Annotated in this window: 18 protein-coding genes and 2 pseudogenes; 18 read left to right on the forward strand and 2 right to left on the reverse strand. The window is 46.5% G+C overall.

Annotation, left to right across the window (positions count from 1 at the left end; translation table 11 throughout):
• Positions 1–235: 235 nt before the first annotated feature.
• The 6 genes from miaB to KJB05_RS14330 all read left to right on the forward strand — a co-directional run bounded on the left by miaB (position 236) and on the right by KJB05_RS14330 (position 7,142).
• The gene (miaB, locus tag KJB05_RS14305) at positions 236–1,660 is read left to right on the forward strand and encodes a tRNA (N6-isopentenyl adenosine(37)-C2)-methylthiotransferase MiaB (protein ID WP_005438595.1); all 1,425 of its coding nucleotides are present in this window, start codon (positions 236–238) and stop codon (positions 1,658–1,660) included.
• 73 nt (positions 1,661–1,733) lie between these two features.
• A complete protein-coding gene (locus KJB05_RS14310) occupies positions 1,734–2,831 on the forward strand; it encodes a PhoH family protein (protein ID WP_208446411.1) in 1,098 nt (365 codons plus the stop codon).
• A 2-nt stretch (positions 2,832–2,833) separates the two neighbouring features.
• Positions 2,834–3,298 (forward strand): rRNA maturation RNase YbeY, encoded by a 465-nt coding sequence (ybeY, locus tag KJB05_RS14315; RefSeq protein ID WP_005425552.1) that lies wholly within the window; start codon positions 2,834–2,836, stop codon positions 3,296–3,298.
• A 106-nt stretch (positions 3,299–3,404) separates the two neighbouring features.
• Complete coding sequence (corC, locus tag KJB05_RS14320) at positions 3,405–4,304, forward strand: CNNM family magnesium/cobalt transport protein CorC (protein ID WP_005438590.1); 900 nt, start codon at positions 3,405–3,407, stop codon at positions 4,302–4,304.
• A gap of 37 nt (positions 4,305–4,341) precedes the next feature.
• Complete coding sequence (lnt, locus tag KJB05_RS14325; RefSeq protein ID WP_208446412.1) at positions 4,342–5,871, forward strand: apolipoprotein N-acyltransferase; 1,530 nt, start codon at positions 4,342–4,344, stop codon at positions 5,869–5,871.
• Between the two features lie 77 nt (positions 5,872–5,948).
• Positions 5,949–7,142 (forward strand): ISL3 family transposase, encoded by a 1,194-nt coding sequence (locus tag KJB05_RS14330; RefSeq protein WP_213053084.1) that lies wholly within the window; start codon positions 5,949–5,951, stop codon positions 7,140–7,142.
• Between the two features lie 78 nt (positions 7,143–7,220).
• On the opposite strand, the gene KJB05_RS14335 is transcribed toward KJB05_RS14330, so the two are convergent.
• A complete protein-coding gene (locus KJB05_RS14335; protein WP_005438586.1) occupies positions 7,221–7,691 on the reverse strand; it encodes a zinc ribbon-containing protein in 471 nt (156 codons plus the stop codon).
• A 155-nt stretch (positions 7,692–7,846) separates the two neighbouring features.
• Here KJB05_RS14335 and leuS point away from each other — a divergent pair, with 155 nt between their 5' ends.
• The 12 genes and pseudogenes from leuS (at position 7,847) to lipA (ending at position 20,418) form a co-directional block, all read left to right on the forward strand.
• Positions 7,847–10,420 (forward strand): leucine--tRNA ligase, encoded by a 2,574-nt coding sequence (leuS, locus tag KJB05_RS14340; RefSeq protein WP_208444800.1) that lies wholly within the window; start codon positions 7,847–7,849, stop codon positions 10,418–10,420.
• Between the two features lie 171 nt (positions 10,421–10,591).
• Entirely contained in the window at positions 10,592–11,149 is a 558-nt protein-coding gene (lptE, locus tag KJB05_RS14345; protein ID WP_038896230.1) for an LPS assembly lipoprotein LptE, read from the forward strand.
• A 5-nt stretch (positions 11,150–11,154) separates the two neighbouring features.
• Positions 11,155–12,174, forward strand: coding sequence for a DNA polymerase III subunit delta (holA, locus tag KJB05_RS14350; protein ID WP_208444801.1), 1,020 nt, complete (start codon positions 11,155–11,157; stop codon positions 12,172–12,174).
• A 90-nt stretch (positions 12,175–12,264) separates the two neighbouring features.
• Positions 12,265–12,582, forward strand: coding sequence for a ribosome silencing factor (rsfS, locus tag KJB05_RS14355; RefSeq protein ID WP_005425840.1), 318 nt, complete (start codon positions 12,265–12,267; stop codon positions 12,580–12,582).
• Positions 12,583–12,586: 4 nt separating this feature from the next.
• Positions 12,587–13,057, forward strand: coding sequence for a 23S rRNA (pseudouridine(1915)-N(3))-methyltransferase RlmH (gene rlmH, locus KJB05_RS14360; RefSeq protein ID WP_208444802.1), 471 nt, complete (start codon positions 12,587–12,589; stop codon positions 13,055–13,057).
• Between the two features lie 29 nt (positions 13,058–13,086).
• Positions 13,087–15,012, forward strand: coding sequence for a penicillin-binding protein 2 (mrdA, locus tag KJB05_RS14365; protein WP_208444803.1), 1,926 nt, complete (start codon positions 13,087–13,089; stop codon positions 15,010–15,012).
• Positions 15,012–16,133 carry a rod shape-determining protein RodA gene (gene rodA / locus KJB05_RS14370; RefSeq protein WP_020196475.1) on the forward strand — a complete coding sequence of 374 codons (1,122 nt, stop codon included), beginning with the start codon at positions 15,012–15,014 and terminating at the stop codon, positions 16,131–16,133. Before mrdA ends, rodA begins: the two co-directional genes overlap by 1 nt.
• 3 nt (positions 16,134–16,136) lie before the next feature.
• Positions 16,137–16,941: pseudogene (locus tag KJB05_RS14375) on the forward strand (septal ring lytic transglycosylase RlpA family protein).
• Positions 16,942–17,033: 92 nt separating this feature from the next.
• Positions 17,034–18,212 (forward strand): serine hydrolase, encoded by a 1,179-nt coding sequence (locus tag KJB05_RS14380; protein ID WP_005438576.1) that lies wholly within the window; start codon positions 17,034–17,036, stop codon positions 18,210–18,212.
• 126 nt (positions 18,213–18,338) lie between these two features.
• Positions 18,339–18,617 (forward strand): DUF493 family protein YbeD, encoded by a 279-nt coding sequence (ybeD, locus tag KJB05_RS14385; RefSeq protein WP_005384135.1) that lies wholly within the window; start codon positions 18,339–18,341, stop codon positions 18,615–18,617.
• A gap of 176 nt (positions 18,618–18,793) precedes the next feature.
• Positions 18,794–19,456, forward strand: coding sequence for a lipoyl(octanoyl) transferase LipB (gene lipB, locus KJB05_RS14390; RefSeq protein WP_005438575.1), 663 nt, complete (start codon positions 18,794–18,796; stop codon positions 19,454–19,456).
• Positions 19,453–20,418 carry a lipoyl synthase gene (gene lipA / locus KJB05_RS14395; RefSeq protein WP_009705644.1) on the forward strand — a complete coding sequence of 322 codons (966 nt, stop codon included), beginning with the start codon at positions 19,453–19,455 and terminating at the stop codon, positions 20,416–20,418. Before lipB ends, lipA begins: the two co-directional genes overlap by 4 nt.
• A 328-nt stretch (positions 20,419–20,746) precedes the next feature.
• On the opposite strand, the pseudogene glyA reads toward lipA, so the two are convergent.
• Positions 20,747–21,996, reverse strand: a pseudogene (glyA, locus tag KJB05_RS14400) (serine hydroxymethyltransferase).
• Positions 21,997–22,008: the final 12 nt, after the last annotated feature.

The raw sequence follows: 22,008 nt of genomic DNA on the forward strand, positions 1-22,008 counted from the left end.
TAATTGGCGTTTTTTAATTGTACGTTCCATGGCTATTTTTACAAAATTGTTTAACAAAAAACCTTGCTGTATATAGGGCAAAAAACTAGATTTCATCAGGGTTTGCAGAGAATTTGTCAGATCACTAGTCAGGTGCTTTTTAAAGCAGTACAATACGCCGCTTACCGCCGAGATGGCGGCTATAATTTGAGCAATAGCTCTCCGATTTAAGAACAACTGAACGAGCGAAAGTGAGATGAGTAAGAAACTGCTAATTAAAACCTGGGGCTGCCAGATGAACGAATACGATTCATCAAAAATGGCCGACCTGCTTAATGCTGCAAACGGCTATGAGCTGACCGAAGAGCCAGAGGAAGCAGACGTACTTCTACTTAACACCTGTTCGATCCGTGAAAAAGCGCAAGAGAAAGTTTTCCACCAGCTTGGCCGTTGGAAGACACTAAAAGATAAAAAGCCTGGCGTAGTTATCGGCGTAGGTGGTTGTGTAGCAACTCAAGAAGGTGATCACATCCGTCAGCGTGCTCCATACGTTGATGTGATTTTTGGTCCACAAACTCTTCACCGTCTTCCTGAGATGATCAAACAATCTCAATCGGATGAAGCACCAGTAATGGACATTTCATTCCCAGAAATCGAAAAGTTCGACCGTTTACCTGAGCCTCGTGCTGAAGGTGCAACGGCATTCGTTTCTATCATGGAAGGCTGTTCTAAGTACTGTACTTACTGTGTAGTACCATACACTCGTGGTGAAGAAGTGAGCCGTCCAATGGATGACGTACTGTTCGAAATCGCACAGCTAGCAGATCAAGGCGTACGTGAAGTAAACCTACTGGGTCAAAACGTAAACGCGTACCGTGGTCCTATGCACGACGGTGAAATCTGTTCATTTGCAGAACTGCTTCGTTTGGTTGCGTCTATCGATGGTATTGATCGTATCCGCTTTACAACAAGCCACCCATTAGAGTTTACTGACGACATCATCGCAGTATATGAAGACACACCTGAGCTAGTGAGCTTCCTTCACCTACCAGTACAAAGTGGTAGTGACCGAGTGCTGACTATGATGAAACGTCCTCACACTGGGATTGAGTACAAGTCGATCATCCGTAAACTGCGTAAAGCACGTCCTGATATCCAAATCAGTTCAGACTTTATCGTTGGTTTCCCTGGTGAAACAGACAAAGATTTCCAAGACACAATGAAGCTAATCAAAGACGTAGACTTTGACATGAGCTTCAGCTTCATCTTCTCTCCACGTCCAGGTACGCCAGCGGCAGATTACCCTTGTGACCTATCAGAGCAAGTGAAGAAAGAGCGTCTATACGAGCTACAACAAACCGTAAACGCACAAGCAATGCGCTACTCTCGCCTAATGCTAGGCACTGAGCAACGCGTTCTGGTTGAAGGTCCTTCTAAGAAGAACCTAATGGAGCTTCGTGCTCGTACAGAAAACAACCGTGTAGTAAACTTTGAAGGTAGCGCAGACCTAATCGGTCAGTTCGTTGACGTGAAGATTACGGATGTATTTGCTAACTCACTGCGTGGTGAGCTAGTACGTACAGAAAAAGACATGGACCTTCGTAGCGTGATTTCACCAACGCAAATGATGGCGAAAACGCGTCGCGAAGATGAGCTAGGTGTAGCTACTTTTACGCCATAAGCTCGTACAAATAGCCATTGAGAGCCTGGTCGTTGTCAGGCTCTCGTTAAATGGCATAAAATGAGAGGCAACATTGAGCAATAAAATCGTAACGCTAGAAATCAATCTAGAACCTTCAGACAACCGCCGACTAGCAAGCCTGTGCGGTCCATTCGATGACAACATCAAGCATTTAGAACGTCGTCTAGGCGTTGAAATTAACCACCGTAGCGACCTTTTCACCATTGTCGGTAAACCTCATACCACAGCAGCTGCGCTGGATATTCTGAAAACCCTTTATGTAGACACCGCTCCTGTCCGCGGCGAAACGCCTGATATCGAACCAGAGCAGATCCATCTGGCGATCAAAGAATCAGGTGTGTTGGAGCAAAATACCGAGTCGAACATCGAACACGGTAAAGAAGTCTTCGTAAAAACCAAGAAAGGCGTGATCAAGCCTCGTACACCAAATCAGGGACAATACTTGATGAACATGGTGACACACGATATCACTTTCGGTATCGGTCCTGCAGGTACAGGTAAAACTTACCTAGCGGTTGCAGCAGCCGTTGACGCACTAGAGCGCCAAGAGATCCGTCGTATTCTACTTACTCGTCCTGCGGTTGAAGCGGGCGAGAAACTGGGTTTCCTACCTGGTGATTTGAGCCAGAAAGTCGACCCTTACCTACGTCCTCTGTACGATGCCCTATTTGAAATGCTGGGCTTTGAGCGCGTAGAAAAGCTGATTGAGCGTAACGTGATTGAGGTAGCACCTCTTGCTTACATGCGTGGTCGTACTCTAAACGACGCCTTCATCATTCTTGATGAGAGCCAAAACACCACCGTCGAGCAGATGAAGATGTTCCTAACGCGTATCGGCTTCAACTCTCGTGCAGTTATCACCGGTGACGTCACTCAGATTGACTTGCCTCGTGGTGCAAAATCTGGTCTTCGTCATGCAATTGAAGTACTGAGCGAAGTTGATGACATCAGCTTTAACTTCTTCCAAGCTGACGACGTAGTGCGCCACCCAGTGGTTGCTCGTATCGTTAACGCTTATGAGAAGTGGGAAGCGCAAGACCAGAAAGAACGTAAAGAGTTTGAAAAACGCCGTCGTGAAGAACGTGATGCCAAACTGCTAGAAGCAGCAAAAGCAGAACTGAGCGCACAAGTCGCGGCGACTAAGGAATAACCATGGCAATTGAACTTGATTTGCAACTGGCAGTCGAAAATGAAGAAGGCTTGCCTTCTGAGCAAGATTTCCAATTGTGGCTAGATAAGACTATTCCTCTTTTCCAACCACAAGCGGAACTGACGATTCGTATTGTCGACGAGCAAGAAAGTCACGAGCTAAACCACGAATACCGTGGTAAAGATAAGCCGACTAATGTGCTGTCTTTCCCATTCGAAGTACCACCAGGTATGGAGATGGATCTACTGGGCGATTTGATTATCTGTCGCCAAGTTGTTGAAAAAGAGGCAGTAGAGCAGAACAAGCCTCTACTAGCACATTGGGCGCATATGGTTGTACATGGCAGCTTGCATCTGCTAGGTTATGACCATATCGAGGATGATGAAGCTGAAGAGATGGAATCCCTCGAGACAGAAATCATGCAAGGTATGGGTTACGAAGACCCGTATATTGCTGAAAAAGAGTAACTTTGGTTGCTCGACAGGGAAAGGCGAACCACCCAGATAACCATCTCGTGCTCGTCTTTCTATGTGAGCTATCACACATCTGATAGCGTTACTTAATTGAGAAACAATGAACGAAGATAATTCTCCCTCTTCTAATGAAGGCAAGAAAGAAAAGGCAGAAGGTCCGAGTAGAAAGTCCTTCTTTGAACGTCTAGGTCAACTATTTCAAGGCGAACCAAAAGACCGCCAAGAGCTTGTAGATGTAATCCGCGACTCTGAAATTAATGACCTGATTGACCACGACACCCGAGACATGCTTGAAGGTGTTATGGAAATCTCCGAAATGCGCGTGCGTGACATCATGATCCCGCGTTCGCAAATGGTTACCGTTGAGCGCACAGACGATCTTGATACTTTGATCGCGCTAATTACTGATGCTCAACACTCTCGCTACCCTGTGATCAGCGAAGATAAAGACCATGTGGAAGGCATTCTACTAGCGAAGGACTTACTCAAATACTTGGGCTCAGGCAGTAACCCATTTGATATCGAAGAAGTAATTCGACAAGCAGTGGTTGTACCGGAAAGTAAACGTGTCGACCGTCTGTTGAAAGAGTTCCGTGAAGAACGTTATCACATGGCGATTGTTGTCGATGAATTCGGTGGCGTTTCTGGTCTAGTGACTATCGAAGATATCCTTGAAGAAATCGTAGGGGATATTGAAGATGAGTTCGATGACGATGAAGAAACCGATATCCGTAAGCTAAGCAAACACACGTTTGCTGTCAGAGCTCTTACAACCATTGAAGAGTTTAATGAGACATTCGGTACCAACTTCAGCGATGAAGAAGTGGATACCGTTGGCGGCATGGTAATGACTGCTTTTGGTCACCTACCATCGCGTGGCGAAGTCGTAGAAATTGATGCATACAGCTTCAAAGTAACGGCTGCCGACAACCGTCGTGTCATTCAACTACAAGTGACGATTCCAGACGAAGAAACGCTGGTTGAAGCCACTCAAGAGTAACGCGATACCCTAACAACGGGAATATCAGAAAAATATAATGATGAATGTACTCTTTCATCGCCTCAAGCGGCCCTTAGTGGCCGCTTTTGTTGGCGCCTCCACTACCCTAGCATTTGCCCCTTACCAGTTATGGCCAATCGCCATACTAAGCCCTGCTATCCTACTTATTCTTCTTGCAAACCAGTCACCTAAGCGTGCGCTGTGGATCGGTTATGCATGGGGTTTAGGACAATTCGCCACGGGTGTAAGTTGGGTTTACGTCAGCATTGCTGGCTTTGGCGGTATGCCGCTGATTGCAAACGTCTTCCTAATGGGTCTACTGATCGCTTACCTGTCGGTTTACACCGGCCTGTTTGCTTGGCTCAGCAATAAGTTCTTCCCTGAATTCACAATAAGCAAAGCCCTTCTGGCAGCTCCAGCGTTATGGCTAGTTACTGATTGGCTGCGTGGTTGGGTGATGACGGGATTCCCTTGGCTATGGCTTGGCTACAGCCAAATCGACGCGCCTTTCGCAAGCTTCGCCCCTATCGGTGGTGTAGAGCTTCTAACGCTATTCATTATGATCAGTGCCGGTGCGCTCGCTTACGCTTGGGTTCACAAACAGTGGTTGATGATCGTCATCCCTGCGGTGCTATTAAGTGCAGGCTTTGGTATTCGCCAATACGACTGGGTAACCCCTCGTGTTGAAGACACCACCAAAGTGGCTCTGATCCAAGGCAACGTTGACCAAAATCTAAAATGGCTACCGAGTCAACGTTGGCCAACCATCATGAAGTACGCAGACCTGACTCGTGAAAACTGGGATGCGGACATCATTGTATGGCCAGAGGCTGCCATTCCTGCGTTTGAAATCGAAGTACCATCTTTCCTAAGAAACATCGATGCCGCCGCGAAGATGAACAATAGTGCCATCATTACCGGTGTCGTGAACCAAGGTGAAGACGGCCAGTTCTACAACAGCATTCTATCGCTGGGTGTGAATCCATACGGCGACTACAGCTTTGATATGGATAAGCGCTACCACAAACACCACCTATTACCATTTGGTGAGTTTGTGCCGTTTGAAGATGTACTGCGTCCACTAGCACCATTCTTCAACTTACCGATGTCATCGTTCAGCCGTGGTGACTTTGTTCAGCCAAACATCGTGGCGAACGGTAAGCATATGGACCCAGCACTATGCTACGAGATCATCTTCAGCGAACAAGTACGCCAAAACGTCACTGACGATACTGATTTCATCCTAACGCTGTCTAACGACGCGTGGTTTGGTCATTCGATTGGTCCATTGCAACACATGGAAATCGCGCGTATGCGTGCCCTTGAGCTTGGTAAGCCACTTATTCGCTCTACCAACAATGGCGTAACCGCAGTAACAGACCACAAAGGCAAGGTGATTGAACAGATCCCTCAGTTTGAAACTGCCGTACTTCGTGCAGAACTTGTTCCAACTGATGGACAAACACCATACCGCGTCGTAGGCACTTGGCCGCTGTACATTTGGTCGGCGCTGAGCTTGCTGCTTGCTTGGTGGTTACCAAGAAAGAAAAAGGTTCATCGCGGATAAGCGGGAACTGAAAACAAAAACGGTAGTAAGTGATAGAGTTTTATCGCCAAACAAAACCTACACAAACTACCGTTTTCATGTCGAATCATACTTTCCTATCTTCATTCTGGGAAGGCTTTCATATAGTAAAGTCTCATCAGACGCCATCATTAATAAAGCTCACTCTCAAACCTAACTCTATCGCTAGGTGTCCGTGCGGGCTTAAAGCTCAAGCCATACATGAGTATCAATGGCGTAACGTGAAGGAAGCCACACTGCTAGGAGCTCCCGTTGAACTGTCCGTTCAAACCCGACGCATCAAGTGCAGCCACTGCGGCATTAAAACAGAACAACTATCTTGGTTAGAGCCTTATGCTCGTATCACTAACCGCCTACGAAGCTATATAGAACAGTTGTTACCTCTGCTACCTATTAAGCATATAGCCCAAGTGACAGGCGTTCATTGGCACACAATCAAAGAGATAGATAAGCGTCGGCTTCAACAAGTAGTACCGCAAGTTGAATGGGGTGAATTAAGGCAACTCGTCATGGACGAGTTCGCCATTTTTAAAGGACACCGCTATGCGACGGTCATTGCAGATGCGAAAAGTCATCAGGTTATCTGGATAGGGCTAGGTCGTAGCCGCAAGGATATTCGACCGTTCTTTGAACAATTAGGCGAGCACGGAAAAAATATCGAAGCAGTAGCAATGGATATGAATACGGCTTTTGACCTTGAAGTCCAAGAGCATTGCCCAAATGCCCGTGTCGTTTATGACTTGTTCCACGTTGTTGCTAAGTTCGGTCGTGAAGTGATGGATAGAGTCAGAGTCGACCAAGCCAATAAGCTAAAACAGGATAAAAAAGCAAGGCAATGGGTCAAGCGTTCGCGCTGGGTATTATTGAAAAATAAGGATAATTTAAATACACAACAGGAAAGCTACCTCACAGAAATATTGAATATGAATCAGGACTTGATGACAACCTACTTACTGGGTGCGCAATTAAAAGAGCTATGGCGTTGCGGCTCTGAACTTCAGGCTAAAAACCTGTGGCAGGTATGGTTGGGACAAGTGAATGAGAGTGGAATTAAGCCGCTCAAAGAGTTCGCTCGAAAGCTCCGTCCATACCTTCATGGGATCACTGCTTCAGCAAGCTACCCGCTGAATACCTGTACGCTTGAAGGGATAAATAACAAGATAAAGTTAATTAAGCGGATGGGATATGGCTATCGAGATACTGATTACTTCTTCTTAAAGATAAAAGCGGCTTTCCCCGGAAAGCCGCGATGAACCAAGAAAAAGTCATAAACGCAAAAAAAGAGGCTCTAGGGCCTCTTTTTTTATTCTTTGTTCTTTCGACTACAAACGCTATGGCTTGAGTGACTGACGACTAAATCCTGTGTGATTGCACTTGATACATGGAATGATCACGGTTGGGTGATTATACGTCGTCTTATGACCACACTCGTCACAAACTAAAGTACCAAGGCCAATCACCTCACCCGCTTCATAAAGCCCTTGATGCTCCAAATCATCAAATAGCTCGACCCATTCCACTTTGGTTCGATCGGTAATATCGAGCAGACCTTGCCAAATTGAATCAGCAATCGTGAGATAAAAAGGCCCACTCTTACCTTCTTCATAGTTGTCGGAGAACTCTTTTAAATCTGCTTTTACATAAGCGGATATCAGTGAGAGTTCGTCTTTGGTCATGTCGTTGGCAGCATCCACCACTTTGCCCGACGTTTCGAATACTTTGTTAACTTCATCCGGACTGTGCTTCAAGGTTTCAATCACATCCTCGAGCATTTCCTCATAACCTGCTTTACGTTTAGGCATAACTGACCTCCATCTTTCCACTACCAAGCGTCACTTCAAGGCGCATGGGTATAGATTGGCTATTGTTGTGATCCCTAGCTTTAGGTATTCTATGACGATCTATTTAAGTCTGTTCTAACCGAACTCACAAATTCCAAGATAACCGGATACCATCGATGCAAGAACAATACAATCCACAAGACCTTGAACAGAAAGTTCAAAAGCACTGGGATGACAACAAGACCTTTGTTGTAAGTGAAGACCCAAACAAAGAAAAATTCTACTGTCTATCCATGTTCCCATACCCAAGTGGCCGACTGCACATGGGTCACGTGCGCAACTACACCATCGGTGACGTAGTATCTCGTTTCCAACGCCTACAAGGCAAAAACGTAATGCAACCAATCGGTTGGGATGCGTTTGGTCTACCTGCAGAAAACGCAGCGGTTAAAAACAACACCGCGCCTGCACCTTGGACTTACGAAAACATCGAATACATGAAGAACCAACTTAAGCTTCTTGGCTTTGGTTACGATTGGAACCGTGAATTCGCAACATGTACACCTGAGTACTACCGTTGGGAACAAGAGTTCTTCACTAAGCTTTACGAGAAAGGTCTGGTTTACAAAAAGACTTCTTCTGTTAACTGGTGTCCAAACGACCAAACTGTTCTTGCAAACGAGCAGGTTGAAGACGGCTGCTGCTGGCGTTGTGACACTCCAGTAGAGCAAAAAGAAATTCCTCAGTGGTTCATCAAGATCACAGAATACGCTCAAGAGCTGCTAGACGATCTAGACAAACTTGAAGGTTGGCCAGAAATGGTGAAAACCATGCAGCGCAACTGGATCGGTCGTTCTGAAGGTGTTGAGCTTAAGTTTGAAGTGAAAGGTCAACAAGACCTAGAAGTTTACACAACACGTCCAGACACACTAATGGGTGTGACTTACGTTGGTATCGCAGCAGGTCACCCTTTAGCGGCTATCGCAGCAGAGAACAACCCAGAACTAGCAGCGTTCATCGAAGAGTGTAAGAACACTAAAGTAGCAGAAGCTGAATTGGCGACAATGGAGAAGAAAGGTATGGCAACAGGCCTTACTGCTATTCACCCATTGAACGGCCGTGAAGTTCCTGTTTACGTAGCAAACTTCGTATTGATGGACTACGGTACAGGCGCTGTAATGGCAGTACCTGCACACGACCAACGTGACTTCGAATTCGCAACTAAGTACGGTCTAGATATCGTGCCTGTTATCAAGCCAGTTGATGGCAGCGATCTAGACGTTTCTGAAGCGGCATACACAGAGAAAGGTGTACTGTTCGATTCAGGTGAATTTGACGGTCTAGAATTCCAAGCGGCATTCGATGCAATCGCAGCGAAACTAGAAACAGAAGGCAAAGGCACGAAGACAGTAAACTTCCGTCTACGTGACTGGGGTGTATCTCGTCAACGTTACTGGGGTGCGCCAATCCCAATGGTAACCACTGAAGACGGTGAAGTTCACCCAGTACCCGCTGACCAACTACCAGTCATTCTTCCAGAAGACGTGGTAATGGATGGCGTAACAAGCCCAATCAAAGCAGACAAAGAATGGGCGAAGACAACCTTCAACGGCGAACCTGCTCTACGTGAGACTGACACGTTCGATACGTTCATGGAGTCTTCTTGGTACTACGCACGTTACTGTTCACCACAAGCTGACGACATCCTAGATCCAGAAAAAGCAAACTACTGGCTACCAGTAGACCAGTACATCGGTGGTATCGAGCACGCTTGTATGCACCTATTGTACTCTCGCTTCTTCCACAAACTGCTACGTGATGCGGGCTACGTTACTTCTGACGAACCGTTCAAGCAACTACTGTGTCAAGGCATGGTACTAGCAGATGCGTTCTACTTTGAGAACGAGAAAGGTGGTAAAGAGTGGGTTGCTCCAACTGACGTTAAAGTTGAGCGTGACGGTAAAGGTCGCATCACTTCTGCTACGGACAATGAAGGTCGCAACGTTGAACACTCAGGCATGATTAAGATGTCTAAGTCGAAGAACAACGGCATCGACCCACAAGAGATGGTAGACAAGTACGGTGCTGACACAGTACGTCTATTCATGATGTTTGCTTCACCAGCGGACATGACACTTGAGTGGCAAGAATCTGGCGTAGAAGGTGCTAACCGCTTCCTGAAACGTGTTTGGAAACTGGTTCGCACTCACGCTTCAAAAGGCGCTGCTGAGTCTGTTGATACAGCTGCACTTTCTGGTGACCAAAAAGCGCTACGTCGCGACGTTCATAAGACTATCGCAAAAGTGACTGACGATATCGCTCGTCGTCAAACATTCAACACTGCGATTGCCGCTATCATGGAACTGATGAACAAGCTTGCGAAAGCGCCTCAAGAGTCAGCACAAGATCGTGCGATCCTTGATGAAGCACTTAAAGCCGTAGTTGCAATGCTTTACCCAATCACTCCGCACATCTCATACGAGCTATGGACTGCGCTAGGTGAATCAGACATCGATAACGCAGTTTGGCCAACGTTTGACGAGAAAGCACTGGTTGAAGACGAGAAGACTATCGTTGTAATGATCAACGGTAAGCTACGTGCGAAACTAATTGTTGCTGCTGACGCTTCAGAAGAGCAAGTTCGTGAGCTTGGTCTAAACGATGAGAACGCGAAGAAGTTCCTAGATGGCCTAACTATCCGTAAAGTCATTTACGTACCAGGTAAACTATTGAACATCGTTGCAAACTAGCCTCTCGCTATTAACGAAACGCAGCTTGCAAAAACTCAACGCCGAGCGAACTTATTCGTTCGGCATGAGTCTTTTAACAGGGTGAGTCATCACCCTGTTTATTTACCTCAAACCATTCACGTCGAGTGGTTTAAGGTAAATAACCCCTTCAATTTAGGATGAATACAATCAATGCGCTTTTTCTCTTTGATTAAACTACCAGTGGTATTGGTATTAGCGGGGCTTCTTTCTGCCTGTGGTTTTCACCTTCGTGGTGAGTACTCCGTTCCGGAAGAACTGCACACAATGTCTTTCACAAGCTACGATGAATACAGCCCACTTACGCGCTACATCCGCGATCAACTTGAATTGAATAAAGTCGACTTGGTTCAACCATCTTCGAACACACCAAACCTGCATCTCATTGAAGCAACCATCGACGAGCGCACACTATCTCTGTACCAAAACAGCCGTGCGGCAGAAAAAGAACTGACTTACGTAGTGAAATACCGCGTGACCATTCCAGGCTTCGGCGCAAAAGACTTTACGACAACGGTAAACCGTAACTACCTAGACAACCCGCTAACTGCACTAGCAAAATCGGTAGAACGTGACGTTATCGAAGACGAAATGCGTCAACAAGCGGCGAGCCAAATGATGCGTCAGCTAGGTCGTGTTCGAGCGGAATACGAACAAGGCCACGTTTCTCCTGAAGCGACAAACGCTAACTCTACGAATACAAACTCTTAATCAGAATGCGAATTTTTGCCGACAAGCTGGCTGACCATCTAGCGAAACACATTAAGCAGGTTTACCTGATCTTTGGTAATGAACCTCTGTTGATTCAAGAAAGCCGTCAAACGATCCAAAACATGGCTCGTCAACAAGGCTTTGAAGAAAGACACCGTTTTGCTGTCGATGCCAGCTTAGATTGGAATCAAGTTTACGACTGCTTCCAAGCGCTCAGCCTATTCTCTAGCCGTCAGCTCATTGAACTGGAGTTGCCAGAGGCAGGAGCTAACGCAGCGATCAGTAAAGAGCTGGTCAACCTATGCGAAATGCTGCATGACGACATCATGCTTGTGGTTGTGGGTAGCAAGCTGACCAAAGCGCAAGAGAACGCAAAGTGGTTTAAAGCTCTGAGCGGCAAAGGCGATTGGGTAAGCTGTTTAACGCCAGATTTACAGCGTCTGCCTATGTTTGTGCAAGCACGTTGCCGAGCTTTAGGACTAAAAGCTGATCAACAATCACTGCAAATGTTGGCACAGTGGCACGAAGGTAATTTGTTCGCGCTATCGCAAAGTTTAGAGAAACTTGCTCTACTCTATCCTGATGGTGAACTGACCGTTGTACGCTTAGAGGAGGCTCTGAGTCGCCACAACCACTTTACAACGTTCCACTGGATTGATGCTCTGCTTGCTGGCAAAGGCAACCGTGCCCAACGCATTCTGCGCCAACTGGAAGCAGAAGGCGCAGAAGCCGTTATTCTAATCCGTAGTGTCCAAAAAGAGTTCAACCAACTACTGAATATGCACCGCGACTTGACCCAAATGGGCATGAGTCAGGTGTTTGAAAAGCATCGAGTGTGGCAAAACAAACGCCCACTCTACAATGCTGCGCTGACTCGTCTGTCAGCCTCACGAATTTGTGCACTTTTGTCTCTTTTGGCACACGCCGAGATAAAAGCCAAAACCCAATATGATGAATCTGTGTGGCCAACGATCCACCAGTTGAGCTTAGAAACCTGCTCTCCTGATATTAAGCTGGCAATTTAAAATTCAAAGCGTGATATAGTGCGCGACCAGTTTTGATAACCATCATTCAAAACGCCCACAGACAGAAAAGAAAATACCGAGGAAAACCGAGTGCTTCGCGAAGAACTTAAAGACTTTTTAGCCGATAAAGCCGACGACATGAAAGCGGAAGAGATTGTTATTCTAGATGTAGAAGGCAAATCAAGCGTGACAGATTACATGATCATTTGTACTGGTACGTCTAAGCGTCACGTTTCATCTATCGCTGATCACGTCGCATCTGAAGTGAAGAAAGCAGGTCTAGAGCCGCTAGGTATGGAAGGCGAAAATGAAGGTGAATGGGTTGTCCTAGACATGGGTGACGCAATGCTTCACGTGATGCAAGAAGAGCACCGCGAGCTTTACCAACTAGAAAAACTCTGGGGTTAATCGTTTGAAAATTCAACTAATTGCCGTCGGCACAAAAATGCCAAAATGGGTCGAAGAAGGTTTTCAAGAATACCGTCGTCGTTTCCCACATGATATGCCACTCGAGTTGGTTGAAATCCCTGCGGGCAAACGCGGCAAAAATGCAGACATCGCGCGTATCTTGCAAAAAGAAGGCGAAGCGATGTTGGCAGCCGTACCGAAAGGTGCGCGTATTGTCACCCTAGATATCCCGGGCAAAAAGTGGGACACCCCACAACTGGCAGAACAATTGGAAGCGTGGAAACTCGATGGACGTGACGTATCGATTCTGATCGGTGGCCCTGAAGGTTTGGCTCCAACATGTAAAGCCGCAGCAGACCAAAGTTGGTCACTGTCAGCCCTGACGCTACCGCACCCACTTGTGCGTATCGTGATGGCGGAAAGTTTATACCGAGCGTGGAGCATCACTGCTAACCACCCTTACCACCGCGAATAATCGCTACTAAGCTGTAGAGACAAGCGTTAATGATTCGTAAACGCCGCAGTCAAATTCGAGATTACCAAGCAGAAGCGCGCCTATTTTCTAGTCGCGCTATTTTTGCTTTTCTGGGTATCGTCATTTTGATGGGCCTGCTGGTCGCCAACATGTACAACATTCAGGTGAACCAGTTCCAAGACTACCAAACCCGTTCTAACGACAACCGCATCAAAGTGGTGCCAATTGCACCTAACCGTGGTCTTATCTATGACCGCAACGGTATTTTGCTCGCTGAAAACCGCCCTGTCTTCAACCTGGAACTGACTCCAGAAAAAACCAAAGACATTGATGGTACGATCGAAGAGCTGCAAACCATCCTTGAGATCACGCCAGAACAGGTCGAGCGTTTTCATCGTGAACGCAAGCGTACTCGCCGCTTCAAATCGGTACCGTTGCTGACTCAATTAGATGAAAGCCAAGTGGCTATCTTCTCGGTAAATCAATACCGATTCCCAGGTGTGGAAATCAGCGCAACACTGAAACGCTATTACCCATTCAGTGAAGTTCTCACCCACGTTATCGGCTACGTATCACGCATTAACGATCGCGATATGCAACGTCTGATCCGTGAAGAGAAAGATGCCAACTACCAAGCGACTCGTGACATCGGTAAGCTAGGTATTGAAAAGTACTACGAGGATTTATTGCACGGAACTGCGGGCTATCAAGAAGTTGAAGTCAACAGTCGTGGCCGCGTGATCCGCACCTTAAAGTACGTGCCACCGATCCCGGGTAAAGACATTGTATTGAACCTTGATATTAACCTACAGCTCTACGTACACCAACTGCTTGATGGTCGACGTGGCAGTGCTGTCGTACTTGATCCAAGAGACAACGGCATACTTGCGATGGTATCGAGCCCAAGTTACGACCCGAACGCTTTCGTTCACGGTATTTCTGGCAAAGCATACCGCGCTCTACTGAACGATAAGAATCGTCCATTGGTCAACCGAACGACGCTAGGTATCTATCCACCAGCCTCAACTATCAAGCCATTTATGGCAGTGGCAGCGCTGGAAGAAGGTGTTATCACACCAAAAACAACGCGTAATGACCCGGGTTACTGGCGCATTCCAAATTCAGACACTCGTCCATTCCGTGACTGGTTACGATGGGGCCATGGCCGAGTTGATATCATTAAATCGATTGAAGAGTCCGTAGATACCTTCTTCTACCAAGTTGCTTATGACATGGGCATCGACCGCATCTCGAATTGGATGATGATGTTTGGTTTTGGTGACTACACGGGCATCGATATTTACGAAGAAAGTAAGGCCAACATGCCGACTCGTGAGTGGAAGATGGCTCGTCATAAAACGCCTTGGTACAAGGGTGACACGATTCCGGTTGGTATCGGTCAGGGTTACTGGACAGCAACGCCTATGCAGATTGCCAAAGCAACCTCAGTACTGGTCAACGAAGGCGCTGTGACCGCTCCTCACTTATTGAAAGCCACCATAGATAACGGCGGTGATTTCGAAGAGCAAGAAAATTCGGAATACGTCACCTACCCACCGATTCAAAATGTGCCAGACAAGTACTGGAATATGGCGAAAGAAGGCATGCGTTTAGTAAACCATGGCACGAAAGGCACCGCTCGTCGCTCTTTTTACAACATGGATTATCAAACCGCAGGTAAGTCTGGTACGGCTCAGGTATTTGGCCTTGGCGAAGACGAAGAGTACAACGCAGATGAAGTCGCCGAACACTTACGCGACCACGCCTTGTTCACTGGCTTTGCCCCATTTGAAGACCCTGAAGTTGTGGTATCAGTAGTACTAGAAAACGCCGGTGGTGGTTCCAGTAACGGTGCACCAGTCGCGAGAAAGATCTTCGACCGAGTGATTATCGGCCCTGAAAAAATAGAACCTGATGAAGAGCAAAACAACGCGAAAGAAGAGGTAACGCAGTAATGAAAATGGATCCCTCTACAGGTAAAAACCGCGCCCTGTTTGAACGCTTCCATATCGACTTGCCGTTATTGCTCGGCATATTTGCATTGATGGGCTTTGGCCTAGTTATTATGTACAGCGCAAGTGGTCAAAGTTTGGCGATGATGGATCGCCAAGCAATGCGTATGGTGCTGTCTTTGGTTGTGATGATCGTTCTGGCGCAAATCTCGCCCAGAACCTATGAAAGCCTCGCCCCATTGATGTTTGTTGGTGGTGTGGTGCTGCTGTTTGGCGTGTTGTTCTTTGGTGAAGCCTCCAAAGGTGCTCAGCGCTGGCTAAACCTTGGCTTCGTTCGATTCCAACCTTCCGAACTTCTCAAACTCGCGGTGCCATTAATGGTCGCGCGTTACATCGGCCGCCAACCACTTCCTCCAACCTTCAAGACGTTGATTGTAGCGCTAATTATGGTGTGTTTACCGACTATTCTTATCGCAAAACAGCCTGATTTAGGTACGTCGATTCTGATTGCCGCTTCCGGTATTTTCGTTATCTTCTTGGCAGGTATCAGCTGGAAGATCATTGCGGGCGCTGCAATCGCACTCGGTGGTTTCATTCCTATTCTGTGGTTCTTCTTGATGCGCGAATACCAAAAAGTTCGCGTACGTACTCTGTTTAACCCAGAATCAGATCCGCTTGGTGCGGGCTACCACATTATCCAAAGTAAAATCGCGATTGGCTCTGGTGGTATTTCCGGCAAAGGTTGGTTGCAAGGTACTCAATCACAACTGGAATTCCTTCCAGAGCGACACACTGACTTTATCTTTGCAGTAATTGCAGAAGAATGGGGTATGATTGGATTTCTTTGCCTACTAACCATCTATCTATTTATTATTGGCCGAGGTCTCTACCTCGCTAGCCAAGCGCAAACTGCGTTTGGTCGAATGATGGCAGGCAGTATTGTACTCAGCTTCTTTGTGTATATTTTTGTAAATATCGGCATGGTGAGTGGCATCCTACCTGTAGTAGGCGTACCTTTACCGTTGATCAGCTATGGTGGTACCTCAATGGTGACGCTGATGGCTGGTTTTGGCATTCTGATGTCGATCCATACGCATCGAAAAGCATTCTCTAAGGCAACCTAGACCATGCAAAAACGCGCTTTATATTCCTTAGTCTTCTCTGCTGTGATTTTGGCCGGCTGTTCTTCTACCGACCAAAAAAAAGCAAGACGGCCGTTATGAACTTGAATCCGATGTGGCTCCTGACAAACCACTTTCGGTCGAGCACATTGAGGATGCGCATCCTAAATATGAGCCGTACAGCTTAGGCGGTAACAGCGATTACAACCTACGCGGTTCGGATTACAAAATCGTTCGCGATGCGAAAGGCTTTACAGAAAAAGGCCGCGCCTCTTGGTACGGCAAGAAATTCCAAGGCCACTTAACATCGAACGGTGAAATCTACGACATGTATTCGATGACAGCGGCACACAAAACGCTGCCACTGCCAAGCTACGTGAAAGTAACTAATACCGACAATGGCAAATCAACCGTTGTACGTGTTAATGACCGTGGCCCTTTCCACGAAGGTCGCATCATTGATTTGAGCTACGCCGCGGCACATAAGCTAGATGTCGTAAAAACTGGTACTGCGAACGTAGAGATTGAAGTCATCACGGTAGACAAACCAACCGATGAAAAGTCACTCGCTGCGCACCCGAGATATGTCATCCAAGTTGCTTCTTCAAAATATGAAGATCGAGCGCGAACTTTAGGCCAAGAGCTTGGTCAAAAGCTGGATACGGAAACTTTCTTGGAATCAACGAAAGATACGTATCGCTTGTTGTTGGGTCCATATACTGACTATTCCCTGACGCAAGCCACTCTGGATAAAGTAAAGTTGCTCGGCTATTCGTCCGCATTTATTAAAAAACACAAAACTGGCAAATGACCTTGGTGTCATGATTTTCTATGCAGAGCCCCTCTTACATAAGTGGGGATTCTGGTAAGATGTCGACAGTTAACCAAAAAATTTGAATTACCATGAATAAAAATAAGTTTGTGAAATCTATTCTCGTTTCTTCGGTTGCCCTATCTGCAACCATCGCTCAATCTGCTTTTGCTTCACCAGTTGTTGTCCCAGATGCGCCTCAAATCGCAGCTAAAGGCTATGTCCTTATGGATTACAACTCAGGTAAAGTTCTGGCTGAGAAAGAGATGAACACAAAATTGTCTCCTGCTAGTCTGACAAAAATGATGACCAGCTACGTAATTGGCCAAGAGCTAGCGCGTGGTAATATTTCAGAAGACGATGATGTGACCATCAGTAAGAATGCTTGGGCGAAAAACTTCCCTGATTCTTCAAAAATGTTCATCGAAGTAGGCACAACGGTTAAGGTTCACGACCTAAACCGCGGCATCATCATCCAATCGGGTAACGATGCTTGTGTAGCAATGGCAGAACACATTGCTGGCTCAGAAGATGCATTCGTTGATCTAATGAACGCATGGGCAAACACACTGGGCATGAAGAACACGCACTTCGCGAACGTTCACGGTCTAGACAACCCGAACCTATACTCAACGCCTTACGATATGGCGCTACTTGGTAAAGCACTGATCCGTGACGTGCCAGACGAGTACCGTATCTACTCAGATAAGAAGTTCACTTACAACGGCATCACTCAGTACAACCGTAACGGTCTACTGTGGGATAAGAGCATGAACGTTGACGGCATCAAAACGGGTCACACGAGCAATGCAGGTTACAGCCTAGTAAGTTCTGCAACAGAAGGTCAGATGCGTCTGGTTGCTGTTGTAATGGGTACAAAAGATGCGAACGCACGTAAATCAGAAAGCAAAAAGCTACTGAGCTACGGTTTCCGTTTCTTCGAAACAGTGGCACCACACAAAGCAGGTGAAACCTTCGTAGAAGAAAAAGTATGGATGGGTAACAAAGACACAGTAGCACTGGGTCTTGACCAAGATACTTACGTGACGCTACCTCGCGGCGAAGCGAAGAACCTAAAAGCAAGCTTCGTACTTGAAAAAGAGCTAGAAGCCCCAATTAAGAAAGGTGATGTAGTTGGTAAGCTATACTATCAGATTGATGGTGAAGATATTGCTGAGTACCCACTAATGGCACTGGAAACAGTAGACCAAGGCAGCCTATTTAGCCGCATGTGGGACTACATCGTATTGTTGTTTAAGAGCTTCTTCTAACAGTCGCTTCTGACCAACAAACAAGTCTGCAAAGCCGCCAACTAGGGCGGCTTTGTTAATCTTGAGTTCACCCTAATTTGACTGTACTATTTCGCACCGCAACGAATACCAACTGGAGTTACCGATATGCTAACCATCAACTCTGATGCAAAATTGAAAGACCTGCTTGAGTTCCCTTGTTCATTTACATACAAGGTAATGGGTCATGCAAAGCCTGAGCTTCCAGAGCTAGTTCTAGAAGTTATCCAGCGCCATGCTCCAGGTGACTACAGCCCAACAGTAAAACCAAGTGCTAAGGGCAACTACCACTCGGTGTCTATCAACATCACTGCAACGTCTATTGAGCAGGTTGAAACCCTTTACAAAGAACTGGGTGAAATCGACATCGTACGCATGGTTCTATAATTTTTTGATAAATTAAATTTTTTTTGAAAGCAGCTTCGGCTGCTTTCTTTTTATTTATCATATAGATAGTCTAAACCACCCCATGTATCAGTTAAAAATCTGTTACTCAGCTGTAGAGCATTAGGGTCATCCGGTTTATAATCCAAAAACTTTATTTATTAGCGACAGGAATTCCCATGCAACACCAACTTGTTGTGAAACGACTTGGACGCCAAGATTATGAGCCTGTATGGAAGGCGATGCATGAGTTCACTGACCAACGCACAGACGACACGCCTGATGAAGTTTGGTTGGTAGAACACAACCCAGTATTCACGCAAGGTCAGGCGGGTAAAGCCGAGCACCTGATTAATACGGGTGACATTCCTGTTGTTCAAAGCGATCGTGGTGGTCAGGTGACTTATCATGGCCCAGGTCAATTAGTCGCGTACTTCTTGATCAACCTGCGTCGCAAGAAATTAGGAGTGCGAGATCTCGTTACGCACATCGAGAACCTCGTTATTAACACTCTTAAGGCATACAATATCGATTCTGCTGCGCGACCTGACGCTCCGGGCGTTTATGTCGACGGTAAAAAAATATGTTCTCTCGGACTTCGCATTCGAAAAGGATGCTCATTCCATGGTCTAGCGTTGAACGTCAATATGGACTTAGGTCCGTTTTTACGTATAAACCCATGTGGCTATGAAGGAATGGAGATGGTTCAGGTTAGCCAAGTTGGTGGGCCAGAAGACATCGAAGCCGTGGAAAAACAACTAATACAAGAACTCGTTACTTTGCTTGATTACGAGCAAGTAGAATTCAGCACAGAAGCACCTTCTCAAGGTAACAAAGCATGAGCAAACCAATCCAGATGGAAAAAGGCGTTAAATACCGCGACGCCGACAAGATGGCATTGATTCCCGTAAAGAACATGCCTACAGAGCAGAAAGAAGTGCTACGTAAGCCTGATTGGATGAAAATCAAGCTACCAGCCGACAGCCAACGTATTCAAGACATCAAATCAGCGATGCGTAAGAACAACCTTCACTCAGTATGTGAAGAAGCGTCTTGCCCTAACCTAGCTGAGTGTTTTAACCACGGTACGGCTACTTTCATGATCCTAGGCGCGATCTGTACTCGCCGTTGTCCATTCTGTGACGTTGCCCACGGTCGTCCGCTTGCTGTTGAAGCTGAAGAGCCGAAGAAACTAGCGAAAACCATCGCAGACATGAAGTTGAAGTACGTGGTAATCACTTCAGTTGACCGTGATGATTTACGTGATGGCGGTGCAGAGCACTTTGCTAACTGTAACCGTGAAATCCGCGAACTGAACCCGCACATCAAGATTGAAACGCTGGTTCCTGACTTCCGTGGTCGTATGGATGTGGCACTTGATCTAATGAAAGACAACCCGCCAGATGTCTTCAACCACAACCTAGAAACGGCACCTCGTCTGTACCGTAAAGCTCGCCCAGGCGCGAACTATAAGTGGTCACTTCAATTGCTGCAAAAATTTAAAGAGCAGCATCCAAATGTACCGACGAAATCAGGTCTAATGATGGGTCTTGGTGAAACCAAAGAAGAGATCATCGAAGTACTAAAAGACCTTCGTGCACATGGCGTGACTATGCTGACTCTTGGTCAGTACCTAGCACCAAGCCGTCACCACTTACCAGTAGAACGTTACGTTCCACCTTCAGAGTTTGACGAGCTAAAAGAAATCGCACTAGAACTTGGCTTCACCCACGCGGCGTGTGGTCCATTTGTTCGTTCTTCTTACCATGCCGATATGCAGGCTCAAGGTATTGAGATTAAATAAGCACTCGCTTGTTTTGAAAAGAAAGGTTGGCTCAGTGCCAACCTTTCTTGTATCTGCTGAATCTAAACCACTGCCATTCGGATAACGAACCTATAACCTTAAACTAATAGCGCGTCATTCAGAGCCTAAGCGATATCAGGAATCTCGCTTCAACGCGCTCTAATCTGATATTTCCATACGCTAGAAAAACAAAAAGGTCCTCAAATGAGGACCTTTAAATTGGGTGAACTTTCGAAATAGATGGGTCGAGTTCTAGGAGAACACACGGAGTTTGCTTCTAGCAAATGAGTATGTTCGACAACGAAATCGGCTCAGTCTATGAAGAAGGTTACGCGTAAACTGGTAGACGCTTACAAATCTCTAGAACTTTCTGTTTTGTCGCTTCGATAACTTCTTCGTTGCCGATGTTATCTAGAACGTCACACATCCAGTTTGCTAGCTCTTTCGCGTCATCTTCAGTGAAGCCGCGACGAGTAATTGCTGGTGTACCAACACGGATACCAGACGTTACGAATGGGCTGCGTGGGTCGTTTGGAACAGAGTTCTTGTTTACTGTGATGTTTGCTGCACCTAGTGCTGCATCTGCATCTTTACCAGTGATGTCTTTGTCGATTAGGTCAACTAGGAATAGGTGGTTCTCAGTACCGTTAGATACGATCTTGTAGCCACGCTCTTGGAATTGACCTACCATTGCTTTCGCGTTTTTCACTACGTTAGCTTGGTAAGCTTTGAATTCTGGCTCCATCGCTTCTTTGAACGCTACCGCTTTACCAGCGATAACGTGCATTAGAGGACCACCTTGACCGCCAGGGAATACTGCTGAGTTCAGCTTCTTGTACAGCTCTTCACCTTCGTTAGAAGGATAAGACCGCCACGAGGACCCGCTAGCGTTTTGTGCGTAGTCGTTGTTACTACGTGAGCGTGTGGAACTGGTGTTGGGTACTCGCCTGCAGCGATTAGACCAGCAACGTGTGCCATGTCTACGAATAGGTAAGCGTCAACTTTGTCTGCGATTTCACGCATGCGTTTCCAATCAACGATTTGTGAGTAAGCAGAAAAACCACCGATGATCATCTTAGGCTTGTGCTCAAGCGCTAGCTGTTCCATCTCGTCGTAGTTGATTTGACCTGCTTCGTCGATACCGTAAGGAATAACGTTGTAGTGCTTACCAGAGAAGTTTACTGGTGAACCGTGAGTTAGGTGACCACCGTGCGCTAGGCTCATACCTAGAACTGTGTCGCCTGGGTTTAGAAGCGCCATGTAAACTGCGCTGTTTGCTTGAGAACCTGAGTGAGGCTGTACGTTCGCGTACTCACAGCCGAATAGTTGGCATGCACGATCAATTGCTAGTGCTTCAGCTTTATCTACGTACTCACAACCGCCGTAGTAACGCTTGCCTGGGTAGCCTTCAGCGTATTTGTTCGTTAGCTGAGAACCTTGTGCTTCCATTACACGTGGACTTGTGTAGTTTTCAGAAGCGATAAGTTCAATGTGTTCTTCCTGGCGAAGTGTTTCTTCCTGGATAGCTGCGAACAGTTCCGCATCGTAATCTGCGATGTTCATATCACGCTTAAGCATCTGTATCTCCTG

This window comes from Vibrio sp. B1ASS3 (assembly GCF_905175355.1).
GTDB classification, from domain to species: domain Bacteria; phylum Pseudomonadota; class Gammaproteobacteria; order Enterobacterales; family Vibrionaceae; genus Vibrio; species Vibrio owensii.